This is a genomic window from Vibrio xiamenensis, from assembly GCF_900100015.1.
Lineage (GTDB): Bacteria > Pseudomonadota > Gammaproteobacteria > Enterobacterales > Vibrionaceae > Vibrio > Vibrio xiamenensis.
In genome coordinates this window covers 271,977-289,074 of sequence record NZ_FNDD01000003.1, presented here as the reverse complement: position 1 = coordinate 289,074, position 17,098 = coordinate 271,977, and the positions used below count along the sequence as shown (strand labels likewise).

Annotated in this window: 15 protein-coding genes; 6 read left to right on the top strand and 9 right to left on the bottom strand. The window is 48.4% G+C overall.

The window, feature by feature from the left end; all coding sequences use genetic code 11:
• Nucleotides 1-15 precede the first annotated feature (15 nt).
• Genes BLS03_RS04440 through BLS03_RS04425 form a run of 4 tightly spaced genes read right to left on the bottom strand, consistent with a single transcriptional unit; the run spans nt 16 to nt 4,710 of the window.
• Nucleotides 16-1,248, bottom strand: coding sequence for a glycoside hydrolase family 53 protein (locus BLS03_RS04440; RefSeq protein ID WP_176765519.1), 1,233 nt, complete (start codon nt 1,246-1,248; stop codon nt 16-18).
• 4 nt (nt 1,249-1,252) lie between these two features.
• Nucleotides 1,253-2,095 (bottom strand): sugar ABC transporter permease, encoded by an 843-nt coding sequence (locus BLS03_RS04435; RefSeq protein WP_093270255.1) that lies wholly within the window; start codon nt 2,093-2,095, stop codon nt 1,253-1,255.
• Nucleotides 2,096-2,104: 9 nt separating this feature from the next.
• The gene (locus BLS03_RS04430) at nt 2,105-3,415 is read right to left on the bottom strand and encodes a sugar ABC transporter permease (protein WP_281241227.1); all 1,311 of its coding nucleotides are present in this window, start codon (nt 3,413-3,415) and stop codon (nt 2,105-2,107) included.
• A 59-nt stretch (nt 3,416-3,474) separates the two neighbouring features.
• On the bottom strand, nt 3,475-4,710 hold the full coding sequence (locus BLS03_RS04425) for an extracellular solute-binding protein (protein WP_093270252.1): 1,236 nt from the start codon (nt 4,708-4,710) through the stop codon (nt 3,475-3,477).
• A 277-nt stretch (nt 4,711-4,987) separates the two neighbouring features.
• On the opposite strand from BLS03_RS04425, the gene BLS03_RS04420 reads away from it, so the two are divergent.
• From BLS03_RS04420 to BLS03_RS04410, 3 genes are all read left to right on the top strand, one after another.
• Nucleotides 4,988-6,106 carry an ABC transporter ATP-binding protein gene (locus tag BLS03_RS04420; protein WP_093270250.1) on the top strand — a complete coding sequence of 373 codons (1,119 nt, stop codon included), beginning with the start codon at nt 4,988-4,990 and terminating at the stop codon, nt 6,104-6,106.
• Nucleotides 6,107-6,247: 141 nt separating this feature from the next.
• Complete coding sequence (locus tag BLS03_RS04415) at nt 6,248-7,249, top strand: substrate-binding domain-containing protein (RefSeq protein ID WP_093270247.1); 1,002 nt, start codon at nt 6,248-6,250, stop codon at nt 7,247-7,249.
• Between the two features lie 188 nt (nt 7,250-7,437).
• Nucleotides 7,438-8,445, top strand: a complete 1,008-nt coding sequence (locus tag BLS03_RS04410; RefSeq protein WP_093270244.1) for a substrate-binding domain-containing protein — start codon at nt 7,438-7,440, stop codon at nt 8,443-8,445.
• A gap of 105 nt (nt 8,446-8,550) precedes the next feature.
• On the opposite strand, the gene galM is transcribed toward BLS03_RS04410, so the two are convergent.
• The 4 genes from galM to galE all read right to left on the bottom strand — a co-directional run bounded on the left by galM (nt 8,551) and on the right by galE (nt 13,019).
• Complete coding sequence (gene galM, locus BLS03_RS04405) at nt 8,551-9,603, bottom strand: galactose-1-epimerase (RefSeq protein ID WP_093270241.1); 1,053 nt, start codon at nt 9,601-9,603, stop codon at nt 8,551-8,553.
• Nucleotides 9,604-9,617: 14 nt separating this feature from the next.
• Nucleotides 9,618-10,772 (bottom strand): galactokinase, encoded by a 1,155-nt coding sequence (gene galK, locus BLS03_RS04400; RefSeq protein ID WP_093270238.1) that lies wholly within the window; start codon nt 10,770-10,772, stop codon nt 9,618-9,620.
• Between the two features lie 72 nt (nt 10,773-10,844).
• On the bottom strand, nt 10,845-11,924 hold the full coding sequence (locus BLS03_RS04395; RefSeq protein ID WP_093270235.1) for a UDP-glucose--hexose-1-phosphate uridylyltransferase: 1,080 nt from the start codon (nt 11,922-11,924) through the stop codon (nt 10,845-10,847).
• An 84-nt stretch (nt 11,925-12,008) separates the two neighbouring features.
• Nucleotides 12,009-13,019 carry a UDP-glucose 4-epimerase GalE gene (gene galE, locus BLS03_RS04390; protein WP_093270232.1) on the bottom strand — a complete coding sequence of 337 codons (1,011 nt, stop codon included), beginning with the start codon at nt 13,017-13,019 and terminating at the stop codon, nt 12,009-12,011.
• 427 nt (nt 13,020-13,446) lie between these two features.
• On the opposite strand from galE, the gene BLS03_RS04385 reads away from it, so the two are divergent.
• Nucleotides 13,447-13,806, top strand: a complete 360-nt coding sequence (locus BLS03_RS04385) for a glutaredoxin family protein (RefSeq protein ID WP_093270229.1) — start codon at nt 13,447-13,449, stop codon at nt 13,804-13,806.
• Nucleotides 13,807-13,846: 40 nt separating this feature from the next.
• Complete coding sequence (locus BLS03_RS04380) at nt 13,847-14,458, top strand: HAD family hydrolase (protein WP_093270227.1); 612 nt, start codon at nt 13,847-13,849, stop codon at nt 14,456-14,458.
• A gap of 107 nt (nt 14,459-14,565) precedes the next feature.
• Here the strand turns inward: BLS03_RS04380 and BLS03_RS04375 are convergent, their stop codons facing one another.
• Nucleotides 14,566-15,546 carry a sensor domain-containing diguanylate cyclase gene (locus BLS03_RS04375; RefSeq protein ID WP_093270224.1) on the bottom strand — a complete coding sequence of 327 codons (981 nt, stop codon included), beginning with the start codon at nt 15,544-15,546 and terminating at the stop codon, nt 14,566-14,568.
• Between the two features lie 206 nt (nt 15,547-15,752).
• Here BLS03_RS04375 and BLS03_RS04370 point away from each other — a divergent pair, with 206 nt between their 5' ends.
• Nucleotides 15,753-17,090: an MATE family efflux transporter gene (locus BLS03_RS04370; protein WP_093270222.1), complete on the top strand. Its 1,338-nt coding sequence runs from the start codon at nt 15,753-15,755 to the stop codon at nt 17,088-17,090.
• Nucleotides 17,091-17,098 lie beyond the last annotated feature (8 nt).

Genomic DNA, 17,098 nt, shown 5'->3' with positions numbered 1-17,098 from the left:
CCCTAATTCGCGTAGTTATTCGCTTTTGAAGACGTTCATTGATGGCAACACGTTGCCTTTAAAGTCAAACAGGGCTTGGTTATCCCAAGAGTTACCCGGTTTCCAATGATCGTCGGTGTAAGCCATCCCTTCTTGGGTTGCCCAAGTCGCACCTGGAACAGGTAGCCAAGCCGGTTCCCAGTAGAAAATACCGATACCAAGATGATTCGGTGCACTGTTGACCAGTTCCATAATGTCTTTCAGATATTGAGCTTGACCTTGAACGGTGACTGGGTAGCCTTCAAACGGCGTTTCGCCGGTGAAACTGTTTTCCAGTTGGTCGCCGTTTTTGCTGGTATAGGCATAAGCGGTTTCAGCAATGATCACCGGCTTGTTATAGCGCGCCGCGATGTCATCGATGTTCTCTTTCACTTTCGCCATTGGACCGTGCCAGTACGGGTAGTAAGACATGCCAATGATGTCGTAATCGACGTGGCGTTTAGTGATTTCATCAAACCACCAGCGGAATAGTCCGTTGTCACCCGCTTTGGCTAGGTGAAGCATGATTTTGACTGACTCACCTTTTTTGTACGCGGCTTTCACTTCGCCAATACCCGCTTTGAGTAGCTTGGCTAGACGATCAAATTCATGGCCATCGCCGCCCCAGCTTTTGCCTTCTGGCCATAACATGCCACTGTTAAGCTCGTTACCCACTTGCACCATGTCTGGCATAACGCCGGCATCACGGTGCGCTTTCATCACCTCATCGGTGTAACTGGCGACTTTGCTAACCAATTGGTCAAAGTTAAGTTTTTCCCAACCCTTTGGTTTGAACTGCTTACCTGGGTCGGTCCAAAAATCACTATAGTGGATATCTAACAGGTATTTCATGCCGTGATCGTGTGCACGTTTACCCATTTCAATCGCACGCTCAAGCGTAGAATTGCCACCGCCGTACGCTTTTCCTTGCAAGGTTTGCGGATTGACCCACACACGCATGCGTAAATAGTTCACGCCGTGGTCAGCCATAATAGCGACAGGGTCCATCTGCTTGCCATCTTGGTAATACTTGGCGCCCAATTTTTCCAATTCAGGAATCATCGAAACATCGACGCCTTTGATGAAATTATCACTCACTTTTGCGGGTGCAATTTGATTGACTGCACTGCTTACTGGCTGGGCGTCAGTGCTTTCAGTTGACTGACATCCGGCCACCAACACACTGGCGACAACCAGTGCGGATAGGGTAAAGCGTTTGGTTATTTTCATTGTTTTATCCTTTGGTACTACCTGCAGTTAGCCCAGAGACGAAATATTTCTGTAGGGATAAATATAAAATCGCCACTGGGATGGAAATCAGTACCGCACCTGCGGCATACGTGGTGTAGCTTGCGCCCATTTTTTCCACCACGAGGTTATAAAGCCCGATCGGCAAAGTGTAATTTTCCGGGGTGCGCAAAATCGTGGTAGCGAGAATGAAGTCACCAAGCGGACCGGTGAACGAGAACAGTGCCACCACAGCAATGATCGGTTTGGAAATCGGCATAATGATTTCGATGAAAATGCGAAAGTTACCCGCACCGTCCATACGTGCCGACTCATCGAGATCTTTTGGAATCGCATCCAAATAGCCTTTCATCAGATAGGTGTTCATCGGAATCATGCCGCCGACATACACCAATACCAACGCGAGATGGCTGTTAATCAAACCGAGCATTTGTGCCAAAACAAATATCGCAATCAACGCCGAAAATTGCGGCACCATCTGCAGCAGCAAAAATAGCACTAGGCCATTTTTGCGCCCTTTAAAGCGAAAGCGTGAAAACGCATAGCCAGTACAACACACGCTGATTAATGTCAGCACCATAGTAAGCACACTGATCTTCAAGCTGTTCCAGTACCAAGTCAGGTAAGACACCTTACTGTTTTCAAACAAAGTCAGGTAATGGCTCCAAGTAGGATGATCGGGGAAAATCGATTCACCCATGATACTGTTACCTGGGTAAAACGACGCCCCAACGGTCCACAGCAGCGGATAAATGATGATAATACTGACCACAATAATCAGCGCGTAGCTTAAGGTCAGGCGAATCGCATTGCTTCTTTTGATACTCATGATCTGTCCTTAGCGTTCATCGGTTTCTTTAAACGAATTGGTCATACGGAATTGCCACAACGCGATACCGACCACAAAGATAGACAGCAGCAAAGTGATCGCTGCAGCAATCGAATATTGCGAAGACGACATGGTCAATTTGTAGATCCACGACACCAGAATATCCGTACCGCCCGCGTTACTCCCAATCACCGCAGGGCCGCCGTTGTTAAACAGATAAATAATATTGAAGTTGTTGAAATTAAACGTGTATTGAGTAATCAATATCGGCGCAATCGAAAACAGTACCAACGGAATCGTGATGGTTTTCAACTGTTGAAATTTACTTGCGCCATCAATGGTTGCCGCTTCATAAAGATCTTTGGGAATCGCCTGCAACACCCCGGTGGTCATAGCAAACACAAACGGGAATCCGAGCCAAGTTTGGATCAGAATCAGCGCCGTTTTGGTCCACAGCGGATCGGTCAACCACGGCTTAGGATCGATGCCAAAAAAGTTCAGAATCACATTATTAATCACACCGAAGGTTTCATTGAACATGCCGGTGAAAATCAAAATAGTGACAAACCCTGGAACCGCCCATGGCAAAATGAAAATGGTGCGAATTAAAGGTTTGAATTTTAGGTCTTTTTGGTTAACCAAAATCGCTAGTAACACGCCGACCGAACATTGCAGCGTGGTCGCCAACATAGTCCACACTACCGTCCATTGCAGCACGTCAAAGAAAGTTTTACGCCACAAGTTAATTTTGAAAATGTTGATGAAATTTTTCAGCCCAACCCAATCCACCAATTTGGCCGGTGGCGAGTTATACAGGTTGTAGTTGGTAAAACCGATTGCAAAGCCGAACACAATCGGGAACACCACCACAAATACCAGCAAAATAAACGCCGGTGTGACCATCAAATACGGAAAACCCGACTCAACAATGGTGCGATATTGACGACGAATTGAATTCAGCTCTTTGCCTTCATCGCGCAATTTGCCATTTTGGTAAGCATCAAAAAACGACAGCGCATAAACACCTAAGCCAAAAATCGACACGATGACAGAGATGATCCCTTTCGCAAGCAGGAACACCGAGTTATCACGCGGCAACGATTCACCGAGAGTAAAAAGTCCCCAGTAACCATTGGTCAAAAAGTTATAAAAGACGCCGATGAAACTCACGAGAAAGACAAAAAACATAGCCGCTTTGGCCAACTGTTTATTGTAAACCTGGCCGCCGCCTGGGATCACAGCAAGGCAAAGCGCATACATTCTGTGCTGAGTTTTAGTATCCATATCACTAGGTGATAGGTCGGGAGATAAGGTAGGCATAGCAGATTTCCTAAACACAACAAAAGGCCAACCCCAGTAAAGGGGCTGACCAACTCGACTTATAGCCCCATCATTGCGTGGTTAGCTTCGATCTGCATTTGGATCGAATCTACCGCGTTATCAAGTGCATCTTTAGGCGCTTGTTTGCCGGTTGCAATTAACTGCAATGCGCTGTTGGCCGGACCCCAAACTTCGTTCATTTCTGGAATAGAAGGCATTGGTGTTGCGTATTGTGCTTGCATCGCAACGGCACGAGCGCCTTCGTTGTCTTTGATGATTGGATCGTCAATCAGAGCTTTTACCGCAGGCACTTCGCCGGTTAACTCAAAGCGACGTTTTGCGTTGTCGTAGTTGTTGATAAACTCGATGTATTTAAGCGCTAAGTCTTTGTTTTTAGAGTAAGTGGAAATACTGTAGCTTTTCACCCCCATAAACGAGCCCATGTGTTTACCGTTAGGTAATACTGGCAGCGGTGCAACACCGTAGTTGATACCCGCGTCTTTATATGGCTGGAATGACCAAGGGCCAGTTTGTACCACAGCGGCGCGTTGACTGGTGAACAGCGAATCAATAGCGTTAAGGCCAGAATCACCAACGATACCGCTTGGGAACAACCCTTCGGTGAAGAATTTTTGTACGTACTCTGCGCCTTTCACTGCGCCGTCATTGTTGAGCAACAACTTGTTCGGATCGTCGCTACCATCTGCTTTCTTGCCAAAAATGTCGCCGCCCATCGCTTTAATGATGCCGTAGCTGTAGTAGATCTCATCCCATTTGGCGAGCAAGCCATAATCGCCTTTGGCACGAAACTGCTTTGAGACATCAAACAGCTCGTCCATGGTTTTTGGCAATTCTGGCAATAAATCTTTGTTGTACACCATCACCACGGTTTCTACCGCTTTGGGAATCCCATACAGCTGACCTTCATATGTCAAGGCTTGAATTGCTGATGGTGTAAACGTATCCAATACGGACTTATCCACTTGCAAGGGCGTTAACAAACCTTGCACGACAGCACTGCCGATTTGGTCGTGAGGCAGGTTGATAATATCCGGGCCAGTGCCCGCAGGACCGTCCATACGCAACGACTCAACCTGACCGCCATATGGCAGCTCTTGAACGTTAATAGTAACGTCGTATTTTTTTTCAAATGCTTGTTTTGCTTCGTCATTTCCCACTGACTTTTGAATATCTTCCCACACCAGCAAACTGCCAGCGGCAAAGACATTAAGTGAGGTAAGTGAACCTGCTGCCAGAAGGGCAACGGTCATAGCTGTGAGCGTACGTTTTTTCATAACGTCTCCTGAATGTGAGGTGTAGGATGCAAATCTCGTTATTGTTGTTTGCAACCGGGGAAAACGATTACCCATTTAAAATATTCCCTTACTTACCGTTTTGACTACGTTTTTTACTCACATTCGTGACAACATACACAAAAAAAGCCCAAAAAATGGAATACGTTTACACTAAACCTCTATAATGGCTGCAACACTTAAGCATTATCGTCGAAAAAACAATTTAAACCATTGAATTTCAATTATTTACATTGAACCATCATGAAGGATACGCCCTATGGCATCGATTGAATTATCTAACGTAATCAAGCGGTTTGGTGATGTAAAAACCATCCACAATGTAAACCTTTCCATAGAAAATGGAGAGTTTGTCGTCTTCGTGGGTCCATCAGGTTGCGGTAAATCCACCTTATTGCGCATGATTGCCGGACTGGAAGACATTTCGGAAGGCACGATTGCGATCAAAGATCGCATCGTTAATGATGTGCAACCTTCACAGCGCGGCGTCGCTATGGTGTTTCAATCTTATGCACTTTATCCGCACATGTCGGTAGCAGAAAATATGGGTTATGCGCTCAAGGTCAATAAAACACCAAAAAACGAGATCGAACAGAAAGTTGGCCAAGTGGCCAAAGCGCTGCAACTTGAAGCACTTTTAGATCGCAAACCTGCGCAACTGTCTGGTGGTCAACGTCAACGTGTTGCGATTGGCCGAGCAATTGTTCGCAACCCAGATGTGTTCCTATTTGACGAACCGCTTTCTAACCTTGATGCCGAATTGCGCGTTGAAATGCGTTTACACATCGCCAAACTGCACCAAGAGCTCAAATCAACCATGGTCTACGTCACCCACGACCAAGTCGAAGCCATGACCTTGGCAGATAAAATCGTGGTGCTGCGCCTAGGTCGCGTTGAGCAAGTGGGTAGCCCGATGGATCTTTATTATCATCCGCAAAACAAATTCGTCGCCGGTTTCATCGGTTCACCGAAAATGAACTTTATTCCCGCACTGGTTGAAAGTTGGAGTCCGAACGCATTGACAGTGAAACTTGGTAATCAGCACCAATCTCTGACTCTGCCGATCACGGCGCATGAAACTCAACCTGGCCAAGTGATCACTGTCGGCATTCGCCCTGAGCACCTCAACACCGATAGCGGCGACATCCTTTTCCCATTCCAATCCGAAGTGGTCGAGCGCTTGGGTAGCAGCACTTATGTGTTTGGCCAAAGCTATGGCGTGGACGATTTCAAATTCCTCAACTCTGGCGATTTTCGCATTCGCCCATACTCAGATTTAACTCTGTACGCCGATTATAAGGACATTCACCTATTCGATGAGCAAGGTGAAAGCCTCAAGATCGTCACCGATCAAAACAATCTGGCCAAAAGTGCCTAAGTGATCGACTCGGCGAGGATAGCTCTGCTTATCTCGCCTAGTTTGGCGCCTATGCGCTGCTCGATTTTTGCAACGCCTTGGCTTAGCGCAAGGTTTACTCCGCGCTAAGCCAAGGCGCGGCTCTACTTAACTGAGGCCAGTATGGCAACCATAAAAGATGTCGCAAAAGAGGCGGGCGTATCCGTCGCCACTGTGTCACGGGTGATGAACAACTCATCACACGCCAGTGCCAGTACCAAGCAACTGGTGAAAAATGCGATGAAAAAGCTTGGCTATCGCCCTAACGCCAACGCGCGAGCTTTGGTCAGTCAATCAACCAACACCATTGGCGTATTGATAGGCGATGTGTCAGACCCATTTTATGGCAGCATGGTCAAAGCGATTGATTCAATCGCGATTCAGCACGGCAAGCATCTGCTGATTGGCAATGGTTACCATAACGCGGAATTTGAGCGCGAAGTGATTGAACTGCTGATCAACAGTCGCTGTGAATCTTTGGTGGTTCACAGTAAAGCGCTCAGTGATGAAGAGTTGATTCGCTTCGCTCAAGAGAAGCCTTCGATGGTGCTGATCAATCGCTATATTGCCGAAATTGGCGAGCGTTGTATTGCTCTCGATAACTATCGCGGCTCTTACGCGGCGGTCGAACACTTGATCAAAATGGGTCATCGCCGCATCGGTTACGTGTGTTCAAACCATGAAATTGAAGACACCATCCAACGTAAAAATGGCTATCTTGCCGCGCTCAAAGCGCACGGCATCAAACATCAGCCCGCATTTATTGAGTGCAGCATGCCAACTGAAATTGGCGGCGAGGAAGCGATGACCAATTTGCTGTCGAAAAACCTCGACCTCACTGCGGTTGCCACCTATAACGACTACATGGCCGCAGGGACACTTTCGGTATTAGATGAAAACGGTTACTCCGTTCCCGACGATATTTCCCTCATCGGTTTTGACGACGGTATCATCGCTAAATACTTAAGCCCTAAACTGACCACCATGCGCTATCCCATTCAAATGATGGCGGAAAAAGCGGTACATTTAGCGCTCAAATTGGCATGTGGTGCATCGGTAAATGATGAAGTGCGAATTTATGTACCAACCATGGTAAGGAGAATGTCGGTTAAACCACGCCAGTAACAGTAATCGTTATCACTAAAGGGCTCGGGAAGCTGACCAAGTAGGAAAAACCGCAGTGAAAGCGGCCACAATTGCAGCGAATATTAGTGTTTAATCTCATTTAATCCGTTCAAAAGATTCATTATTTGCGTTGGGCAGTTATACAGTGTTTAATCTCCTAAAATTGTCGATTTAGGAAAGTAAACTGCATGGCTACCATCAAAGACGTAGCAAAAGCCGCTGGCGTTTCTGTTGCTACGGTTTCTCGGGTTATCAATAAATCCCCTAAAGCCAGTCAAGCATCGATCGATTCTGTGAGTAAAGCCATGAGCGATTTGGGTTATCGCCCAAACGCCGCAGCCCGCGCTCTGGTCAGTCAAAGCACTAACACCATGGGTGTGCTGGTTGGCGATGTCTCCGACCCCTTTTTTGGTACGCTGGTGAAAGCCGTCGACACCATCGCTCATCAAAATGGCAAGCACCTGTTGGTGGGCAATGGTTACCACAGCGCCGAAGATGAGCGCCGTGCCATTGAATTACTAATCAACAACCGCTGTGACGCGCTGGTTATTCACTCCAAAGCACTTTCTGATCAAGAACTTATCGACTTCTCTAAAGCATCCAAAGGCATGGTACTGATCAATCGCCATGTTCCCGAACTCGCGGATCGCTGCGTGTCTCTCGACAATCACAAAGGCGCCTATTTGGCGACCGAGTTTCTGATTCGTCAAGGGCACAGTAAAATTGCCTGCATTACCTCAAGTCATGAGATCGAAGACGTCAACGCGCGCATCAGCGGCTACCGTGATGCACTTAGCGCGTACAACATCAGCTTGCCAGAATCCTACATCGAAAGCGGCGAACCCAACAGTGAAGGCGGTGAAACCGCGATGACCCATCTGTTGACCAAAGCGGTTGATATCACTGCAGTCGTGGCTTACAACGACTACATGGCGGCAGGTGCACTGTCGGTGCTCGAAGAGAACGGCATTGACGCGCCAAGCAAGATTTCCATCGTCGGTTTTGACGACGGCTTTATCGCGCGTTACGTCAAACCGCGGTTAACCACGGTCCGTTACCCAATTCAGATGATGGCAGAGAAAGCGGCAAATTTGGCGCTTGAGTTGGCCAAAGGTGAAGGGATCGCAGAGCCTGAGCCAATGCGCTATTCACCAACCATGGTGAAACGCGATTCGGTGAAAAATCTTAACGACTAAACCGCAAACCATCGCACGTTGCAGCAAAATTTTCCGATTAAAAAAGGCTTACCTTGGTAAGCCTTTTTGCATTTATGCCATCAACAACATTTATGCCATTAACAATTAGCAGCTAAATGCGTAACGAGTGCTGGACTGATATGTCTGATTTGGCTCAAGAATGCAGCTTGGCTGCGGCCAATCAAGATGATTCGGCGAATCTGGCAAAAACTGCGTTTCTAGCGCAACGCCGTTATAGGCTTGATACTCTTGTCCGCCGCGACCGGGCGTACCCGCCAACCAGTTACCGCTATACAGTTGAATCGCAGGCTTGTCGGTGTAAACATGCAAAGTCACTTGCTTATCGGCGCCAATCAAACGCGCCACAGCTTGGCTCACATCACGCTTGCCATCAAACAAGTAGGCATGATCGTAACCTTGATGCGGCTTTTGCTGCGCATCGGTGAGTAAGTCTTGCCCCAACGTTTTCGCACTGGTGAAATCAAAACCCGTCCCCGTTACCGGCGTTGGATCTTGATTGGGAATGCCCACTTCATCAATTGGCAAATACCATGGTGCATCAAGCCACAGCTCGTGTTCAAGGCAAGTGTGCTCAGTGCCATCAAGATTGAAATAGGCATGATTGGTCATATTAAGCGGCGTTGGCTTGTCGGTTTCAGCAAAATAGTCAATTTGCAGCGCGTTATCATCGCTCAGAGTATAAGTGGCTTTCACCACCACATTGCCGGGAAAACCCTGATCGCCATCTGGTGAGTGAATCGCAAACGTCACGCTCGCTTTAGACTGATTTTCAATCTCCCAGCGCAGGGCGTGAAACCCCTTCGCGCCGCCGTGCAACGAGTTGCCATTTTGATTTATGTCGGCCACGTAGTCGTGACCGTTGAGTGTAAAAGCCCCTTTGGCAATACGGTTCGCGTAACGCCCAACAGTTACCCCCATGTAACTTTGCTGACGCTTGAAGTTTTGCATTGAGTCAACGCCCAATAACACTTCCCTACTCTCCCCGTTTGCCAAGGGTAAACTGCAACTGAGCCAAGTCGCGCCGATATCCATAAATACCGCGCGCATACCTGAGGCGTTTTCTAATTCCACCAGCTTTGCAGGCTGGCCGTCATAGGCAGGCTCATCTTTCATTTGCTCAAATAGTGGGTGGGTCACTCTGTGCTCCTTGATTACTTAACTAAGCCAGCACCGTTTTTGGCATGGCAGACGTAGACTGTTTCTTTAAGCCCCGTGGCCGCTTGGTATTTTTGGTTAATCGCCGCTTTCACGTCGTCGACCAACTCAGGCGGCATCAATGATACGATACAGCCTCCAAAGCCTCCACCAGTCATACGTACCCCACCTTTGTCCCCTATCACACCTTGAACAATTTCAACTAAGGTATCAATTTCTTTGACCGTAATTTCAAAATCATCGCGCATTGACACGTGCGACTGCGCCATCAATTGACCAAGGCGTTGCATGTCGCCGTCTGTCAGTGCCTGCGCCGCTTCAAGCGTGCGCGCGTTTTCAGTAATCACGTGTCTTGCGCGTTTAGCCACGACAGCGCTTAGTTCGCTCTGACGCGCTTCAAATTCATCCAGCGAAACATCGCGCAGCGCTTTAACGCCAAAAATGCTCGCGGCTTCTTCGCACTGAGCTCGGCGTGTGTTGTATTCACTGTCCACTAAGCCGCGTTTTTTGTTCGAGTTGATGATCACCACCGCGACGTTTTCAGGCATCGACACCGCTTGAGTTTCTAGGCTGCGGCAATCGATCAGCAAGGCATGATTTTCAACGCCTTTGGCTGAGATCAACTGGTCCATGATTCCGCAATTACAGCCAACGAATTCGTTTTCGGCTTTCTGACCATTGAGCGCGATGTCAGCTTGCGAAATATCAAGCGAAAACAATTCTTTAAATGTTTGGCCTATCACCACTTCCAGCGCCGCTGACGAGCTCAAACCCGCACCTTGCGGCACGTTACCACTGACGGCTAAATCCACACCGCCCAGCGAATGACCTCTGTCTAACAAGCACTTGACCACGCCGCGAATGTAGTTCGCCCACATTTTGTCGTCGACAAACTTAATCTCTTGGCTAAGGTCAAACTCATCCAGCGCGTCTTGATAATCCGACGACACCACACGCACCAATGAATCACTGCGTTTACGCGCTGCAACCACGGTTTGATAGTCAATCGCACACGGCAACACAAAACCGTCGTTATAGTCAGTATGCTCACCGATGAGGTTAACGCGCCCTGGGGCTTGCAGCAGGAAATCTGGCGCAGCATCAAACACGTGAGCAAACGAAGCCAAAACATTGTTTTTCGGGTCAGACATGGGAATCTCTCTCAAATTAGGGTTGGTATCGCACTGAGCGATCAACAAAATAGGGACGAATCCGCGGGCCGATCATTGGTTAGCCGACGCGTGTTTGTAATGCACATCGGATAAATCTCGTAGCCGCTGCGCTGCTTGTTCAGCGGTCAAATCGCGCTGAGTTTCGGCCAGCATTTCGTAGCCAACCATAAATTTGCGTACCGTGGCACTGCGCAGCAGTGGCGGATAAAACAACGCATGTAACTGCCAGTGGTCAGTGCTGGTATCAGAGAACGCTGCATCAACCTCAAAGAACGGCGCATAATGCCAGCCCATCGAGTATGGAAACGCACATTGGAACAAGTTGTCATAACGGCTGGTGAGCTTTTTCAGCGCCAACGCCAAATCGTCGCGCTGCTCGCCAGTCAATTCACTGAAGCGGCGAATATGAGTTTTCGGTAGCAACATGGTTTCAAATGGCCACGCCGCCCAATACGGCACTAAGGCAACCCAATGCTCGGTTTCCACCACAATACGTTCGGCTTTTTTGAGCTCCGACTGCACATAATCGACCAACAAGTTACTGCCGTGAGCTTGATAGTAGGCGCGCAAGTTGTGGTCTTTGCGTTCAATCTCGTTGGGCAAAAAGCTGTTCGCCCAGATCTGGCCGTGAGGATGAGGCTGAGAACAGCCCATGGTTTCGCCTTTGTTTTCAAACGCCTGAACCCAGACGTACTGCTGGCCAAGTTCAGCGATTTGTTCACTCCAAGTATCAATCACGCCGCGAATCGCTGGCACCGACAGCTCCGGCAAGGTTTTACTGTGATCGGGAGAGAAACAAATGACGCGGCTAAGGCCTCGTGCACCTTGAATTTTAAACAGTGGGTCATCGCTTTGCGGCGCATTGGGTGAATCTGTCATCAATGCAGCAAAATCATTCTTAAACACATAAGTGCCGGTGTAGTTTGGGTTCACATCACCAGAAATACGTTTGTTGGTCGGGCACAAAAAGCACGACTCATCATAGCTAGGCAGTTGTTGGGTTGATGGTTTTTCATCTTGACCACTCCAAGGACGTTTGGCGCGGTGCGGTGAAACCAGCACCCACTGGCCAGTCAATGGATTAAAGCGTCGATGTGGATGATCGACCGGATTAAATTCTGTATTCGACATAGTCATGATCCAATTACTCAAACCTTACTTAGCTAAAAACCGATAAGCTAAAAATCGATAAGCCAAAAATTGAAAACCCAAACATCAATAACCTTGCGGGTTATTGGATTGCCAGCGCCAAGTATCTGCCGCCATTTCAGCAACACTACGAGTAGCTTTCCAGCCCAGTTCACGCTCAGCTTTTTCGGTACTCGCCCAACACTCAGCGATATCACCAGGGCGACGAGGACAGATCTCGTACGCGACTGGCTTGCCGCACGCTTGGCTAAAAGCTTGCACCATTTCCAGCACGCTTGAGCCTTGCCCTGTGCCGAGGTTAAACACATGCAGCCCAGCTTTTTCACCCACGCCTTTTAACGCTGCGATATGACCGGATGCCAAGTCCATGACATGAATGTAATCACGCACGCCAGTGCCATCTTTGGTGGAATAATCATCGCCAAACACCGCCAGTTTTTCGCGGCGACCAACCGCGACTTGAGCGATAAACGGCATCAAATTGTTTGGAATGCCCTGCGGGTCTTCACCCATCAGACCCGATGGATGAGCGCCGACTGGATTAAAGTAGCGCAGTAACGTCACGCTCCAGTCAGGCTCGGCGTGCACTAAATCCGTCAAGCACTGCTCGACCATAAATTTACTGGTGCCGTAAGGGTTGGTCGTCTCACCAACAGGGGAAGATTCAGTGATCGGCACTTGCTGAGGGTCGCCATATACGGTTGCCGATGAACTGAACACCAGACGTTTCACGCCCGCTTTGCGCATTGCTCGCGCGAGAACCAAAGAGCCGTTGACGTTGTTGTCGTAATATTCGAGTGGTTTCGCCACCGACTCACCAACCGCTTTTAAACCTGCAAAGTGAATCACGGAGTGAATGTCGTGGGCAGCAAACAGCGAGTCTAAAAACGCTTCATCACGAATATCACCTTGCAAAAACAGCGGTTTGACACCAGTAATCTGTTCGATTCGATTGAGCACTTCCGCTTTGGCATTACACAAATTATCGATAATGATTGGCGTCATTCCCGCCTCAATCATCTCGACACATGTGTGACTGCCGATATACCCCATTCCACCTGTGATAAGAACTTCCACGTTTCACCTCGTCTGCTAACTTCTGTTACGCGCTACTGTGACTCTTCTTGAATGGCATAGAGTCTAGAGCACCAGCGCCATCAATTCTGTGATAAAAACCACAACATGTAAACGTTTCCACAAAGTTAACTCATAAATACCAAAAACGCAATTTACTTGTGATATATATCTAATTTAATAGGGATGAGTATCTAGAAAACGTTTACAAAAATTGGCAATTTTATAACAAATGATTTAATGCGCATGGATTTACATTGAGATGAGAAGCGGGGCATATTTCCCGTCACGCGAAGACGTGTTTGACGCCTTAGCGTGAATAAGCCAGCGCAGGCAAACTCCGCATTGTTGTTCTGCTGCGGTTGGCGTTGAGTTAACAGATAGTTACAATGGCAAACCATCAATGATTAACGTTTTAAAAAGGATAACCATGACCGCCATTCGTTGGGTGCTCGGCAAACTGATTCTACTGCTCAGTACACTATTGTCACCAAAAGGCCTTAAACGCAGTCAAGATCAACAGCAAGAAGTTGATAATAAAGCGAAAAATCATACCTTGTACCAATTCGAAGCCTGCCCATTTTGCGTCAAAGTCCGCCGCGCAATGAAGCGCCAGTCGGTCAATTTCGCGCTTAAAGACGCCAAAAATAACCCGGCTCATCGTGCCGAACTAGAGCAAGGCGGCGGACGAGTCAAAGTGCCATGCCTGCGTATTGACCACGCCGACCGCGTCGAATGGATGTATGAATCATCGGACATCGTCGCATACTTAGAAAAACAATTCGCCTAACCTAAGGCCAGCGAAACGCTAGCTTTGTTGTGAGAAAATTATGCAGCCTGTTGTGATTGATTGGCCCAGTATTCAAGCGGTGGTGTTTGATCTGGATAATACCTTGGTCAGTTCGGCGCTCGATTTCGCCTGGCTGCGCCAGCAAATCGGCTGCTCGCCGACGGTCGACTTGCTTGAGCATGCGAACAATCAAGCGACACTCGCCGAATCACAGCGCGCGATGCAGGTGATCATCGATCATGAACTGGATGACGCGCGCCATTCGCACTTAATGCCCGGAGCCCAGCAGTTGATCTTAGCACTTGCAGAGCTAAAACTTCATACCGCGATCGTCACCCGTAATTGCTTAGAGGCGGCGCAAATCAAACTTGAGCGTCATCAATTGAATATTGAAAGGTTGATTAGCCGCGAACATTTTGCGCCAAAACCTCAGCCAGATGCCTTACTCGCTCTGCTGGATGAATGGCAACTTAAGCCGCACCAATTACTGTATGTCGGTGACTACATTCACGATTTAAATACGGCGATTAACGCAGGAACACCCAGTTGCTTGGTCAATTTTCATCCTCAGCATCAAGATTTTCGCCGCTACGCCTCAATCACTGTGGACAATTTGCAACAGTTGATTCCACCATTACGCCAATCTCGCTAGCCGCGATATTCCCTCACAACGGTTATTACTTAAACTTCACAAAGGTTATGATTTAAATTCAACTGGTTATAGATTAATAGCGGTCAACCCGCGCAATCGCCGCTGGGTTAATCTTGATTGGCGAGCTTTGCTTTGCGTTCTCGCTTGTGCTGATACATTTTTTTATCCGCCTCTTCGAGCAGTTGCATCAAGGATAAATGTTTTTGCACAGAACTCGACGCCACCCCAAAGCTGAAACACAACCGATAAGGTAAGCTTGATGTTCGGTTAAAGGCTTCGACTGCTTTTTCCAAACGCTGCACTGCAATATGCGCCACGGTTTGCGCAGCGCCTGACATCAAGACTGCGAATTCATCGCCGCCCAAACGGGTAATCACATCTGAATCGCGAAAACTCACTTTTAAAATATTGGCAAATTGCTTGAGCAGCTCATCACCAGCACTGTGTCCATGTTGATCGTTGATCGCCTTAAATCCATTTAAGTCAAAATAGGCCAATGAATAAGGGATCGAGCCATATTGGCAGTGATTGACTGATTTGGTCGCCAAACGCATAAAACCGCGACGATTGGAAATATTGGTTAAATCGTCCATTGAGGCGTGATGAGTCAGTGATAACTCCATTTCTGCCATTTTAGCCAGATCAATCAGATCATGGAGCGCGTCTGAATCTAAGTGACGTGGTCGCGAATCGATGATGCACAAAGTGCCCAATTTCATGCCATCTTCGTGCACCAACGGAACACCAGTATAAAAGCGAATATTAGGGTCGCCAACCACCAAAGGATTATCCCAAAAACGCGAGTCTTTACTGGCGTCTTCGACGATAAACGGCTCATCACCTAAAATTGCATGACCACAAAATGAAATATCCCGCCCGGTTTCACGCGTATCCAGCCCATAACAAGACTTAAACCATTGACGGTTTTCATCCACCAAACTCACCAGCGCAATCGGCACGTCAAACAGGCGCCGAGCGAGGCGAGTAATACGGTCAAAACGCTCTTCTGAGCCTGTATCAAGCACCTTAAGGCTAGATAAGGTATCGAGCCGCTGTTGTTCATTACCAGGGATTTGTGGAGCTTCCATCATAAGTACCAAGCCAAATGCCTTATTTGACCTTAGGCAATACCACATCTAATAGCAACTCAATGCATATTAAAGCCATCACAAAATGATCAAGTTGGCGGCGCGCGGTTGATAACTGCACATCGATCCCCAATAATCTTTGGCAACTAAGCCGAAGTGTTCAGCACTTCGGCTTACTTTTCTGTTTCTTCAATCTGCGAGAATGTATGTCTGCCAACACTTCTACCTCCCCGTCACTTGCTCGCCAGCTGTTTACGATGACTTGGCCTATGCTGTTCGGCGTCTTGTCATTAATGAGTTTTCAACTAGTCGACAGTGCGTTTATCGGTCAGCTCGGGGTACTGCCGCTCGCAACACAAGGTTTTACGCTCCCCATCCAGATGGTGATCATCGGTTTGCAAGTTGGCCTTGGGATTGCCACCACCGCAGTGATCTCACGCGCACTGGGCGCTGGTGATACGCGTTATGCAAAGCAGCTCGGTGGTTTGGTCGTTGCCATCGGCAGCATTGGTGTCGCGCTCTTTTCTGTACTGATTTATCTGCTGCGCGAGCCGATTTTAACCCTACTTAGTGCGCCAAGCAGCGTGATGCCGATTATTGATAGCTACTGGCTGTATTGGCTACTCAGCGCTTGGACTGGTGCAGTGCTGTATTTCTTTTACAGCTTATGCCGCGCCAACGGCAATACTATGCTCCCCGGCACCATGATGATGGTCACCAGTGTGCTCAATCTCGCTCTCGACCCGCTGTTTATCTTTGTGTTTGATATGGGCATTAATGGCGCCGCACTGGCGACCATTGTGGCATTTAGCGTAGGGATTTTAGTGGTCGCGCCACGTGTCATCGCCAAACACTGGTTGAGCTTGGATTGGAGCGATCTCAACGTCTGGCGCAGCGTCGCCTCAATCAGCAATATTATGGGGCCGGCAATGATAAGCCAGTTGCTGCCGCCCGTCTCTTCGATGCTGGCAACCAAGCTACTAGCCACTTTTGGCACGACCGCAGTAGCGGCTTGGGCGCTGGGCTCGCGTTTTGAGTTTTTCGCCATTGTGTCGGTGCTGGCGCTCACTATGTCAATGCCGCCTATGATAGGCCGTTTGTTGGGGGGAAGACAGCTGCAAGACATTCGCCAACTCGTAGCGATTGCGGTGAAGTTTATTCTCGGTTTTCAGCTGCTGATCGCTTTGGTTACTTGGCTACTTTCTGGGCCACTTTCGACGTTGATGACCAGCGATGCGAGTGTTAAAGCGGTGCTTAACTGGCATCTGATGGTGGTACCAATCAGCCTTGGTCCACTGGGCGTATGTATGCTGATGGTATCGGTATCAAATGCGCTGGCTAAATCCTATACCGCGCTGAGTATCTCGGCGCTGCGCCTGTTTGCTTTCTTTCTTCCGGCATTATGGCTTGGCGCGCAGTGGGGCGGTTTAAAAGGCCTGTTTGTTGGCGCACTGGTGGGCAATATCGCCGCCGGAGTTTGCGCTTGGCTTTTGTATCACCGCGCTTTGGCAAAACTTAACACCCACACTCAACAAACGAATTAAGCTCCCCC